This is a genomic window from Paraburkholderia sp. BR10923 (assembly GCF_040948765.1).
GTDB lineage: Bacteria > Pseudomonadota > Gammaproteobacteria > Burkholderiales > Burkholderiaceae > Paraburkholderia > Paraburkholderia youngii.
This window is the reverse complement of sequence record NZ_JBFPKO010000025.1, coordinates 105209-124059: the sequence shown is the minus strand read 5'-3', so window position 1 is coordinate 124059 and position 18851 is coordinate 105209. Positions and strand designations below refer to the sequence as shown.

The following is an 18851-nucleotide window of genomic DNA, read 5'->3' as shown; positions in this document are numbered from 1 at the left end:
TCCAGCACCTCGCGGGCATGAAGGACTCGAAGGTCATCGTCGCGATCAACAAGGACGAAGAAGCGCCGATCTTCAGCGTGGCCGACTACGGCCTCGTCGGCGATCTGTTCACCATCGTGCCGGAACTTATAAGCGATCTCGAGACACTGGCGTGATAGCACACGTTGCGACGAACCTCTCGATCAAAGTGGCGTTCGTTGAACACTGAGTTGCGTTTCAATATGCCTCGCGACTTCCGGCATACCGGGAGCCGCGACCGACCTCAAACAGCCACAGCCGCGCTGCCAACGTCCTTCATGGTCACGCCGGTGGCAGCTTCGCACGCCACGCGAACCGCCTGGGGCTGCCCCGGATGGAACAGGAAATGATGCAGTAGCTTGCTCCACTTGGGATGACGCTCATACTCGCTGCGAGGCAGGCTGTTCGTGAAGAAATCCCGCCAGTCGCCGCAGGGCAGCGGAATGCCCTGAGGTCCGGCAGACTCCCGCAGGACGCCCTTCGGGTCACGCCCCTGCGCAACGGCTTCCATGTCCCGGAAGTACTGACGGCGAATCATCACAATGCCGGCGTCGCTGGCAGCCAGGTTTTCACGGGTACGGTCTGCTATACGCCCCTGTCCGCACCACGCGATGATGTCCTGGTTGATCACATGCGAGCTGATCCATTTGCCGCTCTGCGGATCCGTGACCGGCGCATGCCAGGTTGGAATGCTCTGCTGGACATAGGGCTCGGACTCGCGGGGCACGCGAACGTACGACCACGTCACATTGAGCGTGTTTTCGTCGTCGATGGGCACCCGCCACTCGAAATGGTCCCCGAGAAAAAAGCCATTGGGCCAGAGACACACACGACCAGCCGTCCAGAGCGGATGCGACTCGTCGGTATCCTCGGTCACGCGCCGGTAGATGAAGCCGTGCTCGAACTCGTCGAATGCCATCTTGAGATGCGCCGGCGCATAGTCGCGCTCGCCGCGCTGCCGGCGTCCCCAGTTGGCGTGCATCCACTCGAAATGAAGCGGATCGATCGAATTTTCCTGGGTTTGCAGCCAATTGCAGGGCACGCTTGCGAACGCAACCTGCACGAAGCCGTTGCGCCAGTGGAACGGTTCCCAATCCGGCAACTGAGGAGCCGGTTTAGGACCGAGATAGGCCCACAGCAGGCCAGCGCACGCACGGACCTCGTAGGCCTTGAGCTTGATCCGCTCACGCATGGTGCCTTGCGGTGCCACCAGATCCTGGTAAGGCTGCGCCACGCACTGCCCGCCATAGTTGTATTGCCAGCCGTGATAGTTGCAGCGCAGGCCATGGTCTTCGACAAAGCCGTAGGCCAGGTCTGCGCCGCGATGCGCGCAGTAGCGCTCCATCAGGCCGTAGTGTCCGCTCAGGTCCTTGTAAAGCACCAGATCTTCGCCAAGCAGGCGCACCGGCTTGATCGTCTCTCGCTCGAGTTCGTCGATACCGGCGATCGGATGCCAGTGTCGCCGCATTAGCTCGCCCATCGGCGTGCCTAGGCCAACCTGAGTCAGTTGGCGATTCTGTTCTTCGGTAAGCATGATGATCGTGTTCGTAGTTGGGAGTCGATGAGGTCAGCGTCAATGCCGTTTGGCGACGTGGCGCACGGCGAGGAAGTAGTGGAACGCAGCCCACACGAGGACAATGCTCATCGAGAGCATCGCGTAGCGCAGACCGGCCGACGAAGCGTCTGCACAAGCATGCGCGAGCGGCGAGTCTGCCACCGCCCCAATCGCACCATGAGCGCCATGCGGGGACCGGCAGACTTTCGAGTAGTCGCCGGCCGTGAACAGATGGGCGGCAATGCGGTCGCTAAGGAAACCAATGAACGTCGGACCGCCGCCTTGGCCGATGAAGTTCATCATCAGGAACACGAAGGCCGAGGTCGTGGCGCGCATGCGTGGCGCAACGAGGCCGTGAATCGCCGCGAAAGTCGGTCCGTTCCAGGAGCTCAACAGGATCGTGGCGAGAAACAGCAACGCCGCCGCGAGATGCCAGTCGGACTGCATGAACGCGAGGGATACCGGCACGAAGCCAAGCAGCGTGCCCCAGGCCGGTACCCAGGCATACCAGCGCTTGTCGCTTGAGCCGGCCCTGTCGGCAATCCATCCGCCGAGCGTCGTGCCGATCGCGCCACCGACACCGATCGTGAGACCAAACATCATTCCGGCCTGCGCGGCATTGAGGCCGAATTCGCGTGTTAGATACGCCGGAATGAACAGATTGATGCCGTACTGGGCGAACGCGCCGATCACTGTGCCCAGCAGGAGTTGCACGAACAACGGACTGCGCAAGAGGATGGCCGCGATAGCGCCCAGCGAGGCATTGCGCTGCGCATCAGCGGCGGTAATCCGGTCCATGGCGCCGCGTTCGGGCTCGCGCAAGCTCAGGAAAGCAATGACGGCCAGGATGAGCCCCGGTGCGCCGACGACCCAGAAAGCCGGCCGCCAGCCGAAATGTTGTGCAATCATTCCGCCTCCGATCGCGCCCCCGATCGCACCAAGCGGAGGACCGAGCGCATAGATCGCGAGGGCAGTGGCGCGGCGTCCCTCGGGGAACTCGTCCGAGATCAGCGAATGAGCGGTGGGCGTGCTGCCAGCCTCGCCGATACCGACGCCAAGCCGGTACAGAAGCAACTGCGCGAAATTGCCCGCGGTGCCGCACAGCACGGTCATCACCGACCATGCCGCAATCGACAGGGATATCAGCGTGACCCGGCTCATCCGGTCGGCGAGCCGGGCCATCGGGATGCCCAGCGTCGCGTAGAACAGCGAGAATGCGAGGCCGCCGAGCACCCCGATCTGCAGGTCGCTCAGGTTCATGTCGACCTTCATCGACTGCCCCACGACGGCGATGAAAATACGATCGATGAAGCTCGATGCGTAGATCAGGCTGAGCAGCAACAAGAGCCATGCACGATACCGCGAGCTTCTCTTGACCTCAACCGCGGACAGTACGTTTCCGACGTTTTCCATAAAACTCTGCCTCCTCCTGGCCTTGATGGATCGCGGCAACCGCGCGACCCTGACCTTTTCTGGATGTCTGCGCACCAATGACATGGCTGGTCCGGTGCATTGCACTCGCCGATCGCAGCGAGCTGGCATGCAGCTTAGTCCGCCTATAATCCGTGGAACACAACAATCACATATGTGATTCAAAATCATCGTTATGGACTCCATTCCTAAGGTCAAATCAGCCCACCGGGTTCTCGAAGTGCTCGAATATTTCGCGGAAACGCGAAGCCCCGCGACGATCAAGGAGATTTCGCAATCGCTTGGCTATCCGCAATCGAGTACCTCGGTCCTAATGAATAGCCTGACGGAAGCGGGCTATTTCGATCACGAAGCGCGGACCGGGCTGTATGTGCCCAACCTGCGGATTGCGCTCGCAACGGCCTGGATTCAGGAGGAGATGTACAGCGCGCAAAGCCTGTTGCGCCTGATGAGGAGCGTGCTCGATCGCTGCGGTCACACGGTCATGATCGGCGCGCAGCACGGAATCCATGTGCGTTATCTGCACGTGCTGCAAGCAACCCGCGCCGGCAGCTTCACGAGTTCGAGCGGTGCGCTGCGTCCCCTGTTTCACAGCGCCGCCGGCAAGATGTTGCTGACCACGAGAACAGATAGGGAGGTCGCGAACCTGCTACGCAAGGTCAACGCGCTCGAGCGCAATCCCGACTTGCACCTTGCACTGGAGGACGTACGCAAAAGCATCGCGCAGACGCTCCGCGACGGCTTTGCTCTTTCCACGGGCGTGTCCATGCCCGGAGCCGCTGCACTGGCAATGCTTCTGCCCATGAAGCGCGGCTACGACGCGATGACACTGAGTTTGGGCGGCCCAATCGATGAAATCAAACGCGATCGCACCATGCTGCTTGACATGATGAACGAACTCGTCGACCCGTTTCGCATGCGCTCGTAATCGCGTCGGCTCTCGGGCAAATTTCAGCAGCGCGCAAAAAGTTGGCGCTGTCTGCCGGTGGGGGCAAGCTAGCGCCGACCGTCGAACGGTCATTAACGACAGCGTCCGGCGCCGGCTATTGCCCGCACACCGGGCTAACGGTCACGGTGTCCGAAATCGGCGTCATAGTGGGCGGAGCATAGTAGATATAGGCACTGGCGACGCAGGCCGGCTGCCCGTCGGTTGTAACGGAACAGGTGTTCCGGATGCTATTGCCGTACGCGTCGGTGGCCGTGAATGCCGGGTCCGGAACCATGTTGTCATAAGGCAGCACTTTGTAGTTCTGGCGCATGTCCCACACGATGGTGTGCCAGGACTGATAGGTTTGGGCGTGGTAGCCGCCGCCGCGCCCCGATGCGCCGCAGCGGGTCCACGCGTAGACCTCGCCGCGGATATACCCGTTCGCGTCGAATCCCGTGACATAGCTGGTCACATTTACACCGCCGCACGAGACCCCGAGCAGCGTCGGGTATGCCTCTGGCAACGGCAGGGTGACCTGAGCCTGCACAGCGGCACTCGCCAGCAGTCCCAGCAAACCGATCATCTTCATGTCGTTTCTCCCGGCTGGTTGAAGTGTCGTGGCAGGTGGGTCGAACTGACGGATAGAGCACATCAGGACTTGTGCCCGAGAGGCTGACGGTGCTTTGCGGAAGGCCAACAGGCAATAGGCAATACGCAATTCGAGAGCCGGTTAAAGCATGTTTGCCACCTGTTCTGTCCTTGTTATAGGTGAATTCAGGTAGTGCAACCGGCAACCTGGCGCCTTGCGCCTAGGACCGGCGCCTGAAAACTGGCGTTGCTCGCCGTTCTAACGCAGGCGCCGGACATCGATACACGCGTATTGCGAACAGCAAGGAGTTCGCTGCCGTCGCTTCGGGTGACATCGCGAAACGCTGTGTCGTTTCCGTGACCCCGCAACCCGCATCGCAACCCCATCGAGTTCTTCTACAGATATCTTGTACGGGAAGTGATTTCGCACTGGCGGCGCTTGAACCTTCAAATCTAGCGGGCAACGCGGTCAAGGGTCAACCTCATCGCATCCCGGGTGTGGGATCCAACACGAAGATATCCACTGGGCATCGCGAGCGCCGCTTCGCCTTGTGCGGTCGCAGCTCATGGCGGGTATATGAGCCCCGCTTGCAGCAGACCTTCCCGCCCCCCGCTGGGTTCGCCCCTACCGCAAGTGTAGGGAGTTGACCCATCCCAGACGCCTGCACGCGTCTGCAGAATCAATCTACGGGTTCAGGTCGTCGGTACCCGGTGAGTGCCCCACCGTAGAGCATGACCTCCAGCGCGGTTCGCGCTGGCTGCCCCCTGGACGGAGGTCATATGTTCAGTATTCCAATCTGTCGGAACGGCTTTGCAGCGTTGCTGTTATTGCTATTCTCGTTGCCGTCATTTGCTCAGTCGTTCCGCGTGCAATGTCCACCGACAACGACGCTTCATCCGACCGCGCTGCCGGCTGGTGCGGGCGAACCGGCCTACGTCGGCCCGTCCGTGACCGGACCGAACTCGACCCCGACGAAGAACGTCAACGGCGCGATCAAGTGCCAGCAGATTTCGGGCGGCGATGGTTACGCGACGATGGGCGACGGCACGCAAACCTACATGTTCTCGTTCGGCCCGTTATCCGGTCTCGCCGATATTCGCAACGGACTGCCCGGCACCGAGTTCCCCTCGGTGTTCAATGTCCAGGGCGATGCGAAAACCAATCCGAACTACAACGGCGCGGTCGGCATCGCGCCCGACCCGGATTCGGTGCCGGCCGGTCAGATGACGGGTCACGTCGACCCGCGGCCGATCATGGACATCGGCGTGATGAACGGCAACATTCCCGCGCCGATGATGGCCATCGACGAGGACGACGAGTTCTTCCTGACGCTCACCAACGTCGGGATGATCATGCGCCCGGACCTGTTCGAGCAGCACACGGTGCACTTCCACGGCTATCCGAACGCGTCCGCGTTCTTCGACGGCGTGCCGGATGCGTCGGTGGCGATCAACATCGGTGCGAGCTTCACGTACTACTACCTCGCACCGGATGCCGGCACCTACTTCTGGCACTGCCACATCACGCCGCCGGAGCATCTGCAGATGGGGATGGTCGGGCAGATCTACGTGCGGCCGAGGCAGAACCGCGTCACGACGGGGACGCTCTACGCCTCGCTGCAGCAGCAACAACTCGATCCGCGCACGGCATGCGGCAGCGACATTCTGTGCTCGACGCCGCTGCCGCCGCAAAACAGCGTGATGCACGTGAAGAACAAGAGCGGCACGCCGACGCTTTACGCCTACAACGACGGCGACGGTTCGACTGCGTACGACGTCGAGTATCCAGTCCAGATTCACGGTTTCGATCCGAACTTCCACTTCATCGGCATGACATTCAATCCGGAGCCGTTCGTCGATATGAAGGACAAGCACTTCATGTTGAACGGCCGCAGCTATCCGGACACGGTCACGCCAGGACCGATGCAGACGCCGGTCGCGGATGGATCGAAGCACTATTCGCAACCGCTGCCCGCGCTGATCAACATTCCGGCCGGCGGCCGCGCGCTGCTCAGAATCTCCGACCTCGACGTCACGGAGTTTCAGACGCTCGCTTCGCTCGGCATTCCAATGCACGTGATTGGCATGAATGCACGGCTGCTTCGTGACCTGGCCGGCAACGACATGACCTACAACACGAACTCGGTCACCCTGGGCGGCGGCGAGTCGATCGACGTGATTCTCGACGCGAGCGATACGACCAAATACGCGCCGGGCTCGGTCTATTACCTGTACACGCCGAACCTCGATCACCTGTCCAACGACGCCGAGAACTTCGGCGGGTTGATGACCGAGGTCCACATCTGCCACTCGGTGGACCCGACCACGAAGTCCTGCTCCTAGGAGAACAACCGTGGGTAACTTCATCAACGCAAGGTGGATCGCCCTGCGTGCGGACCCCGCATGCATCGCGCGTTTGACACGCTTCGCGCGATTCGGCGCCGTGTTGCTGGCGGCACTGTTCTGCCTGCATGCGCAGGCTGCCGCGCCGGGTATCACCGGAACGACGTTCGATCTGAGCGCCGAGGCGAACCGTGTCAGTCAGCCGGACGGCGCGAGCATTTACGCGTGGGGTTACGGGTGCCGGACGGCGCCCGCGGGATTTTCGCCAGCGGGCATTGCGGGCGCGAACTGTCCCAGCATGCAGGTTCCGGGGCCGACACTGATCGTCAAACAGGGCGACGTCGTGACGGTCAAGCTCACCAACAATCTGCCGGCCGCCGCGGGCAATACCTCGATCCTGTTTCCGGGCTTCCAGGTATGCGCGGCGGTGCTGAACCCGGACGGCACCTGTCCGGCGACGCAGACCGGCGTGCCAGGTGTGTTGACACGCGAGGCGACCCACGGCAACACGGTCACCTATAGCTTCGTGGCGGCGACGCCGGGAACGCACAGCTACTACAGCGGCACGCAGGGCGATCTGCAGATCGAAATGGGCTTGTCCGGCGCGCTGATCGTCTTGCCGACTTCCGCGCCCGGGGCCCTCGCGGTGCCGACGGGCTGCCGCGCCGTATCCTCGACGCTGCCCGACGGCCAGCCCGATTACCGGAATGCTGCGGCGGCCTATAACCATAGCGCGACCTGCTACGACCGCGAGTATCTGTTCCAGTTTGCCGAAATGGATCCGCGCATCCACTCGCAGGCGGAACAGCAAGCGGCCAAAGCGTGCACCCAGTCCACCGGTTGCATGACCGTCGAAACCGAGCCCTATCACCCGGCCTATTTCCTGATCAACGGGCGCTCCATGCCTGATGACATGGACCCGAACTACGCGCCGCAATATCCGAATCAGCCGTACAACGGCAATCCGCACATGCATCCCGGCGAGCTGGTGCTGCTGCGGGTGATCGGCACGGGGCGCTGGCAGCATCCGTTCCACGAACACGGCAATCACGTGCGCGTGCTGGCGCGCGACGGCAACCTGCTGCTCAGCAAGACGGATGCGACCAAGCTCGCCGGTCCCTTGCTGTTCACGACCACGACCACGCCAGGACTCGCGATGGACGGCATTTTCTACTGGACCGGCAAGGGCCTGAATTGGGACGTGTACGGGCACAAGCCGGGCGACGGCAGCGTCTGTATTCCTGATGCGAACGGCTACTACACCGCTGACCCGAAAGCGCCGAATTACTACGAGTGGTGCGCCGATCACAACAAGGCGCTGGAAGCTCATCCATTTGGCAACGTAGGCAGCGGCGGTCCGGTCACCTTGCCGGATGCGCGTGTGCTGACCAACGGCGCCTGGTTCGGTGGCAGTCCCTACCTCGGGCCCGACGCCACCGTTCGTGCGACCGCTTACAACGGGACGACGCCGCCCAGCGGCACGGTCGTGAATCCACCGTCCGCCGAAGCCGGCTTCGCCTACATGTGGCACTCACACAATGAACGCGAGATCACCACGAACAACATCTTCCCAGGCGGAATGATGATGATGATGCTCGTGGATCCACAAGCTTTCACGATCAACGAAGGAAATTAGAGGCGGGGAGAAACGCGATGAGATCCACCCAGTTCAAAGGGACGCTCCTCGGTCTGATCAAGGCGGGCGTCGCCGCAACGATCCTGCTCACGGCGAGCGGCATGGCCTCGGCCACAAGTGTCAATCTGACGGCGCAGGCCTCGACGGTTGCACTCCCCGACGGACAGGTCGTGCCGATGTGGGGATACACCTGTTCAGCGCCGGCGACGGCGCCCGCTACCTGCGCGGCGACGAATCCTGGCGCGGGCGCGAACTGGTCGCCTGTCTTGATCACGGTACCGCCCGGCCCGCTGACCATCAATCTCAAGAACAGTCTGCCGGGCTCGATACCGACTTCGCTTGTCGTGGTCGGCCAACTCGGTGTCGGCCAAGGCACGACGGCGACGAGCACAACAAGCCCCGTGCATGCGACGCAAACCGCGACCACCTGGCCGATCGCCAGCAGTGCGAGCGGCGCGAGTTTCACGCCGCCCGCCCAGCCGCCGCGTGTGCAGTCGTTCGCGAACGAAGTGACGAATGGCCAGACGACCACCCTTGCCTGGAACAATCTCAACCCCGGCACTTACCTGATCGAGTCGGGCACGCATCCGTCCATTCAGGGGCCCATGGGCCTGTATGGCGTGCTGGTGGTCACAACGCCGGCCAACGGCACCACGCGCGCGCTGGCCTATCCGGGCGTCAGCTATGACGCGGACGTACCGCTCGTGCTGAGCGAAATCGACCCGGTGCAGAATGCCGCAGTGGCCTCGGCGGTGACGACATCCGGCTTCAGCGAAACCAGAGTCTGGTCCGGTCAGCCGGGCGGTTGCGGCAATCCGTCGTCGTCTACGTACGGCACCTGCTATCCGCCGGCGGTGAACTACGACCCGCGCTATTACCTGATCAACGGCATCGCGTTCGACCGCAACAACGCGGCCGGTTCGACCTTTGCGGCTGCCGCGCCGGCCTCGACGGGGCTCGTGCTGCTGCGCTTCGTCAATGCCGGGCTGCGCATGCACGTACCGTCCGTCGTGGGCGCGCAAACCGGCAATCCGCCGGTGTCCGGATTCTCGCTGCTGGCGGAAGACGGCAACGTTTTGCCGGGCAATCAGCGGGTTCAGTCGGAGGTGTTCCTCGCTGCCGGCAAAACCTATGACGTGCTGATGAATGCGCCTGCAACGGGCGCACTCGCGTTGCCTGTGTTCGATCGCGAGCTGAGCCTGTCCACCAATAATCAACGCGATGGCGGCATGCAGGGGTATATCAGCGTGAACGGTGGCGCAACGCCGGTGTCGACGGCTGCCAACACCGGCGCCGTAGCCAACCCGGACAAGTATTTCCTCGTGCCCGGCAACACGTTGAGCGTGATGGATCCCGCCCGCGGCGTGATCGCCAACGATGTGGGCGTCTCCGGCGTGCAGGTCAAGACCCCGCCGAAAGGCGGCGTGCTCACGCTGAATCAGAACGGCACCTTCACGTATGTGCCGAACAGCGGCACGACGTCGGACAGCTTCGTCTATCAGGCGAACGGCAATCCCGCGCTGACGGCCACTGTGACGCTGGCGCCATGCACGGCGAGTGCTCATTGCCTGTCCGGCGCACCCACCGCCCTAAACGACACGTACACCAGCAATGTCGCTTCGCTCCTGCACATCGGCGCTCCGGGCGTGCTCGCCAACGACACGGACCCGTCTGGCCTGCCGCTCACCGCGGTCCTGACGAGCACAGACCCGGGCGGCACCGTCACGCTGAACGCCGATGGTTCGTTCAACGCCGTCCCGTCGACGCCGCCGGTGGGCAACGCGACGGCCAAGGTCACGTTCCACTACAAGGCGGTCAATTCACAGAACACGGCTAGCGCAGCCGCAACGGTCACCGTGACGTTCAACGGCGGCAGCGGCCTCGCCGTGGCGGTGAAGGACGCGCCGACCGGCACTGCGATCAAGGACTATCGCTGGATTATCGAGGAGGACCGCACGTTCCAGATCGACCCCGCCTGTCAGGTGAACGGCGCCGGGCGCCCGAGTACCTGCCCGCCGCTGCCTGTGCCGAGTCTCGGCACCAGTTTCCATACCAGCTATATGCCGGTCATCGCGTCGGGCTGCATGGGAACCATATCGTGCGAGTCGGGGCAGACGGTGTTCGATCCGGCCACCAACTCGCACGTGCCGGCCGTGTGCGACGTCGGCGACGGAGCATGCCGCACGACCGCCGCGCAACAGACTCCGGTCGATCCGTCGCAAGTGGCGCTTGATCCAACGAAGCACTATTACATTTCGATCCTGCCGGGCGACGCGGGCAACACGTTCGCGCAAGGCTCCGGCGCGCCGGTAACTGGATCGAACGGCAAGCAACGGCAATTCGACATCTCGAAGGACTGCCCGTCCGGCCCGAGCGGCGCGGACTTCACGCCCGGTACCGGCAAGTGTGGTCACGCGATGGGCGGCGCGCCGATCGCACCGGCGCAAACGGCGGTGAACGTGCTGTTGCAACAGACCCCGTTGCAGACCGCGAAAATTTCCGTGTTCGTGTTTGAAGACGACGCGCCGGTCAACGGTGAAGTAGACGTGAGCGGCGGTACGGACGCTTTCGGCACGGCGCGCGAACCGGGCCTCGGCGGCTTCGAAATCAAGCTCTTCGACGACGCGGGCGGCACGGGCGACGCGACCGGGCAGATGAGCTACGACATGTTCAACATGCCGCTGTCCAACTCGCTGGCGGGAATGAAGGACCCGGCCACCGGTCTCGACGCTTGCCCGATCTCGAAGACGACCCATGACGGCATCGTCGGCATGATCCCGACTTGCCCGAAATTCGAGTCCGACGGCAAGACGCTGTCGCCGCTGGTGGGCCAGGCGATCATCGCCAATCTGATGCCGGGGCGCTACGGTGTGGCCGCGTACCCCGCGGCCGACCGCATCGGACGCGGCGAAGAGTGGCTGCAGACCAACACGCTCGACGGCCAGAAAGCGCACGATGCGTTCATCAAGGTCGGCGGTCCGGCGTACTTCCAGGAATTCGGGCCGGCGGGTTTTCACGTGACGATCGGCTTTGCAAATCCGAAGATCATCAATGCGCGACTGCCTGCTCTTTGCAAAGGCGTGACCTGCAACAACGGCATCAAAGGCAAGATTACCAACCTGCACTACAGCCGGCCGCCTAACGAAAACCTCTATGGCGCCGGCTCGCGCGACTCGCTCAGTTTCACGCAGTGTTATGTGAGCGTCGGCGATCCGGACGGCGAGGATGTTGCGTTCACCAAGTGCGCGGCCGATGGCACGTTCAGCATAAGCGGCTTGCCCGACGGCACGTACAGAATCACGGTGTTCGATCAGTGGAACGATCAGATCGTCGACGGACTGGCGACGGCCGCAGCGGTGAAGGGCGGACAGACGGCGAACGTCGGCGAGCTGTCGGTGCTTCAATGGCACACCAATCTGTACACGCGAACCTACCTCGATACCACTGGCAATGGCGTGTCGGATGCCAGCAAGCCCGGTATCGCGCTCGTGCCAACCACGATCCGGTTCCGTGACGGCAGCTATTCGAACTTCAATACCACCGACCTGAACGGCTATGCGTCGTTCAACGAAGTATTCCCGCTGTTCAACTGGTACATCGCGGAGACCGATACGACGCGCTACAAGCAGACCGGCGTCCATGCGGTCTACGATGCGGGCGGTCCGCCGGATGGCACGCCCGGCGGCGGGACCTCGACCATTGCGGCTCACTACGCCAACACGAAGGAATCCGCGACGGCGCACCTGCCAACCAACCTGCGCTTTCCGGGATCGGTGTATTGCAACGACGCGGACTGCAGCGATCGCTCAGGCACCAATCCATCGACGGGACGGATCGATCCGCCGTGGGTGACGACCATGGGCTGGCAAGGCTTCTCCGGTCAGAGCTCGTTTCTCGAATTCGGCAAGACGCCGTTCGGCGCGACCGAAAACGGCGGCATTCGTGGCGAGGTGGTCTATGCGTCGACACGACCGTTCGACGACCCGGCCCAGCTCGTTCACACGAGCTGGACGCCGAACGTGCCGAACGTCACGGTGAACCTCTATCAGGAGACCATTGCCGCGGACGGCACCCAGAGCCTCGCGCTCGTGGATACGACGAAGACCAGCAGTTGGGACGACTGGGCGCAGGGCTTCCGCTCGGACGGCGTGCCGAACATGAACTGTCCGGGCCAGGAAACCACGGACCCGTTCTTCTTCACGCTGCAAAACTCGAAGCAATGGCTCGATCCCCAGCAGCGCGCGTTGCCGGCGAGTTCGCAATTCAAGTGCTATGACGGCATGCACGCGTTCAACCAGTTGCAGCCCGCGCCGTATGACGGGATGTACCAGTTCCCGAGCGTGAAGGGCCGCCACCCGACCACCGGCAAGCCGACCGGCACGAACTGCACGATCTGCGTGGCGAATCCGTCCGGCGACGGCACGACGATGCTGCCCGCGGGCAAGTACGTGGTCGAAGTCATCGTGCCGCCGGGTTATGAACTCGTGAAGGAGGAGGACAAGAACATCCTGATCGGCGATAACTACATCGCGCCGGTGACGCAACAGTTCGGCAGTCTCGGCAACATCTTCATCCTGCCCGACCAGGCGGCGGTGAATTCGAGCTACAACGCGAACAATGCGCAGAACCCGACCACGGATCTCGGTATGACGACTCGCAACGAAGAGGTCACGGGCATCATTCAACCGTCCTGGCCGTGCGTCGGTGCGCTGCGGATCGTGCCGGACTTCATCAGCCTGTTCCCCGGTTCGCAGGAAGTCGCACCGTTCGCGGGCGCGTCGCGGCACCTGTGCGACCGCAAGGAAGTCACGCTGACCAACCAGATGTCGGCGGTCGCGAAGTTCTGGATATTCAGCTCCACGCACGTCGCCGCTCACTTCACGGGCTTCATGCTGGATGACTTCTCGTCGGAGTTCGACCCGTACTCGCCGCAGTTCGGTGAAAAGTTCGCGGTGCCGAACGTACCGGTTTCGCTGAAGGACTTCGCTGGCAATGAAGTGTCCCGTGTGTATGCGGATCAGTGGGGCATCTTCAACGGGCTGCAATATTCGACGTGGGAAGTGAATCCGCCGAACCCGACGGGTTACGCGCCGAACATGATGGTGGCCTGCATGAACGATCCCGACAAGCCCGATCCGGCGCACCCCGGCCAGACGATCCACGACTCGCTCTATAACCCGGCGTACAGCCAGTTCTGCTACGAGATTCCGTTCATGCCCGGCCAGACGCAGTACATGGATACCCCGGTCGTGCCGGTCCAGGCCTTCGCGGACGGCTACAACCAGCCTGACTGCGCGTATCCCGACGGAACTCCGGCCGTCTCGACGGTGACCGGCGACACGATCGGCGGCAGTGGGGCAGGTCCGTGGGTCAGTGCGGCCGGCCATACGCTGACGATAAAAGCGCTCGGCGATCAGACCGTAGTCAACCATGCCTATAGCGGGCCGGCTCAGACCAAGGCGCCGTTCAACCAGAAGTTCGTCACGCGTCACTATGGCTTCGGGGCCGCGCAGGGCACTGGCACGGTCACGATCGGCGGTGCCGCCGCGACGGTGACCTCGTGGAGCGACATGCAGATCACAGTGACGGTGCCTACGCTGAGCAAGACGCAGTCGAGCTGCACGATCCAGCAGATGGGCGTAACCACGGCGACGAGCTGCGGTGAACTGGTGATCACGGCCGGCAACGGCAAGAAGTCGATCGATACCGTCACTGTCACGATCGGCGGCAAGGCACCTACCTATGTGGCTGGCGAGAACGGCACGAGCAACGCCATCCAGACCGCCATCGACAAAGCAACCCCGGGCGACATGATCATCGTCGGCCCCGGCGTCTACAAGGAGATGCTGTTGATGTGGAAGCCGGTTCGTTTGCAAGGCGTCGGCGCGAGCTCCGTGACGGTCAACGCGAATCCCCACCCGTCCGGCAAGATGGACCCGTGGCGCAGGCAGGTCGACTGCCTGTTCGGCGTGGCGCTCAACGGTGGCCTGATCAGCTCCACTAACTCGTACGACCCGACCGGCACGTACTCGTGCAGCAGCGCGATGCAACGGCAAGTGGATGCGATTCCGCTGGAACCGACGATAGGCTGGGACAACACACTCAACGGCAATCTCGGTGAACTGCTGATCGAACCCACGCTGATGGGTGCCTACGAAGGCGCCGCCATCACGGTGCTCGCCAAGGGCGTGGCCGACGTGAACGGGCAGGCAGACGCGAACTGCACGGCGAACGGCATCTGCACCCCGCTGACCAGCAGTAAAAAGGATTGCGCCCAGTACCCCAGCAACTTCCTGTGCAATCCGTCGCGGGTGGACGGCATGACCTTCACGAATAGTTCGCAAGGCGGCGGCGGGATCTTCCTGCACGGCTGGAACCACTACACGGAGGTGTCGAACAACCGCGTGTCGAGCAACGCCGGTACGCTCACGGGCGGCATCACGGTCGGCCAGGTCGAAGTGCCGGACGGCACGATCTCGGCGAACGGCGTCACGGAGCTGCCGTTCGGGTACAACACATTCGTGAACGTGCACCACAACGCGGTGACCTCGAACGCGTCGTATGGCGATGAAATCAACTCGACGACGCCTTCGTCCGCGGCCGGCGTGACGTTCTGCTCGGGCGCCGACAACTATCACTTCAACTACAACTTTGTGTGCGGCAATATCAGCAGCGGCGACGGCGGCGGCATCGCTCACTTCGGGTTCAGCTACAACGGCGACATCTCGCACAACTGGGTGATCTTCAACCAGAGCAACAACCCGACGTTGCCGACGTACGGCGGCGGCATCATCGCCCAGGGCGTGCCGCCGGACGGCACCTTCTGTGAAAACTCGGCGGTCGACATCGACTGTGCGCCGCAGCTTTCCGACGGCGTCGGCCCGGGTCTCGTGATCGACGGCAACCTGATTGTCGGCAATACCGCGGAAAGCGGTAAAGGCGGCGGTCTGCGCTTGCAGAACATCAACGGCACGGACGTGCAGCGCGATCCGAAACACTCCGACACGTGGTACGCCGTTAGCGTGATCAACAACATCATCGCGAACAACGTGGCGGGCTGGGCGGGTGGCGGCGTGTCGCTGCAGGACGCGGTGCGGGTGAGCTTCGTCAATAACACGGTGATCTCGAACGATTCGACCTCGTCGGCCGGCGTGCTGTTCAACACGGCGCTGGCTGCGCAGGCGAACGTCGGGCCGCCGAACTGCACGACGGTGGGCGCCGAAACGACCTGCAGCCCGATCACGACGTCCGTATTCCAACCGTCTGGTCTCGAGGTCGCGCGGCATACGTCGAACTTCATCACTGCGTTCACGAGCCCGAACGTGAAGTGTCCTGCGAACCTGCCGAACTGCACGACGTTCTCCAACCCGGTGTTGACGAACAACGTGTTCTGGCAAAACCGCTCGTTCTATATCACCGTGTCTGGACTCAATCCGAACATTCCGGGCCTGCAGAACACGGTCACACTGAACCCAACGCTGAACCAGAAGGGCCAGAAGACCGGATATTGCGATCCGCATGCGATGTATTGGGACATCGGCGCGTATGGCGATGTGAAGCCGTCGAGTCATGAATCGGGGGTGACGCTGGCCCCGCAGTATTCGATCCTGACCGATGCGGTCGATTACCCGAATGCGCACAACAGCGGCGCGAACCCAGCCGTGGTCAGCCAATACTGCAACGGCTCGCGTGTGCCGCCTGAAGGTGGCGGGAACGGCTTTGCGGTGCCGCCGGGGATTGCCGACACGGTGCTGCCGAATCCGCTCTTCAGCCTGCTGCCCTCGGCCACGCCGGATGAAGGCAACAACTGGATCAACATGTCGTACGGGCCGCTGTCGCTGTTCAACGCGACGATCCCGTCGGGCACCGCCGGCTACGGCGTGCCGCTCGGCAACTATGCGATCCAGTCGAATTCGCCGGCGGTCAACGCAGCCACGGCGATTGGTGCGCCGAACCACGACTTCTTCGGCACGGCGCGCCCGCAAAACGGGGGGGTCGATATCGGCGCGGTCGAGTTGCCGCGCACGGGTGGACTTGCCGGTCTCGCCGGGCTGGTGACAGGAAGCAATCTGTCGTTCGGCCCCGCAGGGCTCGACCAGTTGCTGAACGTCATCAGCGACGCGCTTCAGGTGCAAAGTACCCTGACGGGAGCCTTGCCATGAAACACGCATTGTCGTCGGCGTGGCGCGGAGCATCGCTGCTATCGGGTGTCTGTCTGGCCGCGGCCATGCTGGATGCAGCCGCGGCGCAGCAGAACCCGGCGGCGGCAGCGACTTCGCCAAAGGCGTCGCCGTATATGCCGGTGAAAGTGCCGCAGCACGCGCAGCAGCTGTATCAAATGATGCATGGCGTCGACAACCTGAGCGTGCGGCGCACCGCCTCCGGCAATCTGCTGCGCTTCAGCTATCGCGTCACCGACCCGGCGGTCGCGCAGTTGCTTGGCGACAAGAACTCGACGCCGTATCTGTATGGCGAGAGAAGTCATGCATTGCTCGAAGTGCCGGTGATGGACACGATCGGCCAGCTTCGGCAGACCGGTCCGCAGGAGGTCGGCCAGCAATACTGGGTGGTGTTCTCCAACAAAGGCAATCTGATCAGGGCAGGCGATCGCGTCAACGTGCTGATCGGCACGTTTCATATCGATGGACTGGTGGTCGAATGATCGCGCCAGCGATCCGCGAACAAAGGGAGGGGTGAGCCATGAAGCGGTTGTTTTCGACGACGGTTCCGATGGCGGCCTTACTGGCCGCGGCCCTGATGCCGGCCGCGGCGTCGGCGGCCGACCTGAGCGCGGCGCAGATCGTGGAGCGCAACGTCGCTGCGCGCGGCGGTCTGAAGGCGTGGCACGCCGTCAACACGATAACGATGACAGGACAGATCGACGTGGGCGGCACCAAACCAGTCAAGCTGCCGTTCACGATGACGATGAAGCGGCCGCACAAGAGCCGCTTTGAACTTCGTTTCGACAATCAGACCGCGTATCAGGTCTACGACGGTTCGCAAGGCTGGAAAGTCCAGCCGTTCCTCGGACGCAATGACGCCGAGCCTTATACCTCTGCCGAGGCGAAATCGGCCGCGAACACCGCCGATCTCGACGGCCCGCTGATCGACTACGCGAGCAAGGGCAGCCAGGTCGCAGTGCAGGGCATGGATACCGTGGAGGGCCACCGCGCCTACAGGCTCTTGCTGACGACGAAAGATCACACCGAGCGTCATGTGTGGATCGACGCGACGAACTTTCTCGAGCTGAAAATGGATGGCGACCCGCGCAAGCTCGACGGGCGCATGCACAACGTCGCCGTCTACTTCCGCGATTACCACGCGGAAAACGGCCTGGTCGTGCCGCATACGCTCGAGACAATAGTCGCGGGCGTGAAGCAGACCCATCAGATGACGATTCAGCACGTGACGGTGAATCAAGCCGCCGACGATTCGCTGTTCGCCAAGCCGCAACTCGCCATGGTCAAGGTGCCGGCTCGCTAGCGACGGCAGCACACCTGGAGAAGGTCATGAAACGGATTGCCTGGTGGTGGGTGCTTGTGGCGATCGCCGCCGCGTTCGTGCTGGCGCAAATGCCGGCCGCGAGGTCGGACGACCGCCTTGGCACGGAGGAAATCGTCGCGAGGAACGCCGAGGCTCGCGGCGGCGCGGATGCCTGGCGCAAGATCATGTCGATGGAGTGGGTCGGGCACGTGGACAGTCCGAATGCACCCGCGTCGAATCTGCCGTTCATGCTCACGTTGAAACGTCCCGACCTTACTCGCTTCGAGGTCACGGCGGCCAATCAGATGATCGTGCACGTATTCGACGGCAAGGAAGGCTGGAAAGTGCGCCCGTCGGGAAGCGCCGGTCCGGATGTGCGCCCCTATACGAGCGATGAAGTGAAGTTCGCGCGCGACGCGCAGGTCATCGACGGCCCGTTGCTCGATCACGCCGCGAAGGGCATCGACGTCGCACTCGAAGGCACCGACAAGATCGAAGGACGCGATACCTATCGTCTGTCGCTGCGCTTGCCCTCCGGTGCGACGCGCCACGTGTGGGTCGACGCGCAGAATTTCCTCGATGTGAAGTCCGACCGCGAGGCGCGCGGTCCTTCGGGCCAGCCCGCGATCGTCGAGGTGATGTATCGCGACTTCAGGGACGTGGATGGCGTGCGGATTCCGTTCGTCATCGAAAGCGGCCCGGTCGGGACGGATAGGAAAGACCGGCTGGTGATCGAGAAGGTCACGCTCAATCCGCCCCTCGACAGATTGACGTTCGCCAAACCTGTTTGGCAGGGGCGGCACGCTTCCGTCACCATCGGCGCCGATACCTCGCCGGCGAGCGGCTCGCCGGTCCGGCCGGTTCCTTAG

10 protein-coding genes and 1 pseudogene are annotated in these 18851 nt (G+C 62.9%); 8 read left to right on the top strand and 3 right to left on the bottom strand.

The genetic code is table 11. From position 1 onward, the window contains the following. Positions 1–155: pseudogene (locus AB3X94_RS33435) on the top strand (electron transfer flavoprotein subunit alpha/FixB family protein); the annotation flags it as partial. 107 nt (positions 156–262) lie between these two features. Here AB3X94_RS33435 and AB3X94_RS33430 read toward each other — a convergent pair. Both AB3X94_RS33430 and AB3X94_RS33425 read right to left on the bottom strand, forming a co-directional pair. Continuing rightward, a complete protein-coding gene (locus AB3X94_RS33430; RefSeq protein ID WP_176108480.1) occupies positions 263–1552 on the bottom strand; it encodes an aromatic ring-hydroxylating dioxygenase subunit alpha in 1290 nt (429 codons plus the stop codon). Positions 1553–1591: 39 nt separating this feature from the next. Beyond that, complete coding sequence (locus tag AB3X94_RS33425) at positions 1592–3202, bottom strand: spinster family MFS transporter (RefSeq protein WP_368613744.1); 1611 nt, start codon at positions 3200–3202, stop codon at positions 1592–1594. Between AB3X94_RS33425 and AB3X94_RS33420 the strand changes: the two genes are divergently transcribed. Further along, positions 3180–3932: an IclR family transcriptional regulator gene (locus AB3X94_RS33420; protein ID WP_176108482.1), complete on the top strand. Its 753-nt coding sequence runs from the start codon at positions 3180–3182 to the stop codon at positions 3930–3932. The genes AB3X94_RS33425 and AB3X94_RS33420 overlap by 23 nt on opposite strands. A 115-nt stretch (positions 3933–4047) precedes the next feature. Here the strand turns inward: AB3X94_RS33420 and AB3X94_RS33415 are convergent, their stop codons facing one another. Then, the gene (locus AB3X94_RS33415) at positions 4048–4521 is read right to left on the bottom strand and encodes a hypothetical protein (protein ID WP_176108483.1); all 474 of its coding nucleotides are present in this window, start codon (positions 4519–4521) and stop codon (positions 4048–4050) included. A 779-nt stretch (positions 4522–5300) separates the two neighbouring features. Here AB3X94_RS33415 and AB3X94_RS33410 point away from each other — a divergent pair. The 6 genes from AB3X94_RS33410 (at position 5301) to AB3X94_RS33385 (ending at position 18851) form a co-directional block, all read left to right on the top strand. Beyond that, the gene (locus tag AB3X94_RS33410; RefSeq protein ID WP_176108484.1) at positions 5301–6863 is read left to right on the top strand and encodes a multicopper oxidase family protein; all 1563 of its coding nucleotides are present in this window, start codon (positions 5301–5303) and stop codon (positions 6861–6863) included. Positions 6864–6927: 64 nt separating this feature from the next. Next, positions 6928–8499: a multicopper oxidase domain-containing protein gene (locus tag AB3X94_RS33405; protein WP_368613748.1), complete on the top strand. Its 1572-nt coding sequence runs from the start codon at positions 6928–6930 to the stop codon at positions 8497–8499. Between the two features lie 17 nt (positions 8500–8516). Next, positions 8517–16661 carry an Ig-like domain-containing protein gene (locus AB3X94_RS33400; protein ID WP_368613743.1) on the top strand — a complete coding sequence of 2715 codons (8145 nt, stop codon included), beginning with the start codon at positions 8517–8519 and terminating at the stop codon, positions 16659–16661. Next, the gene (locus AB3X94_RS33395) at positions 16658–17161 is read left to right on the top strand and encodes a hypothetical protein (RefSeq protein WP_176119755.1); all 504 of its coding nucleotides are present in this window, start codon (positions 16658–16660) and stop codon (positions 17159–17161) included. The genes AB3X94_RS33400 and AB3X94_RS33395 overlap by 4 nt, the downstream gene beginning before the upstream one ends. A 38-nt stretch (positions 17162–17199) precedes the next feature. Then, the gene (locus AB3X94_RS33390; protein ID WP_368613742.1) at positions 17200–17982 is read left to right on the top strand and encodes an outer membrane lipoprotein-sorting protein; all 783 of its coding nucleotides are present in this window, start codon (positions 17200–17202) and stop codon (positions 17980–17982) included. A gap of 26 nt (positions 17983–18008) precedes the next feature. Continuing rightward, a complete protein-coding gene (locus AB3X94_RS33385; RefSeq protein ID WP_368613741.1) occupies positions 18009–18851 on the top strand; it encodes a hypothetical protein in 843 nt (280 codons plus the stop codon).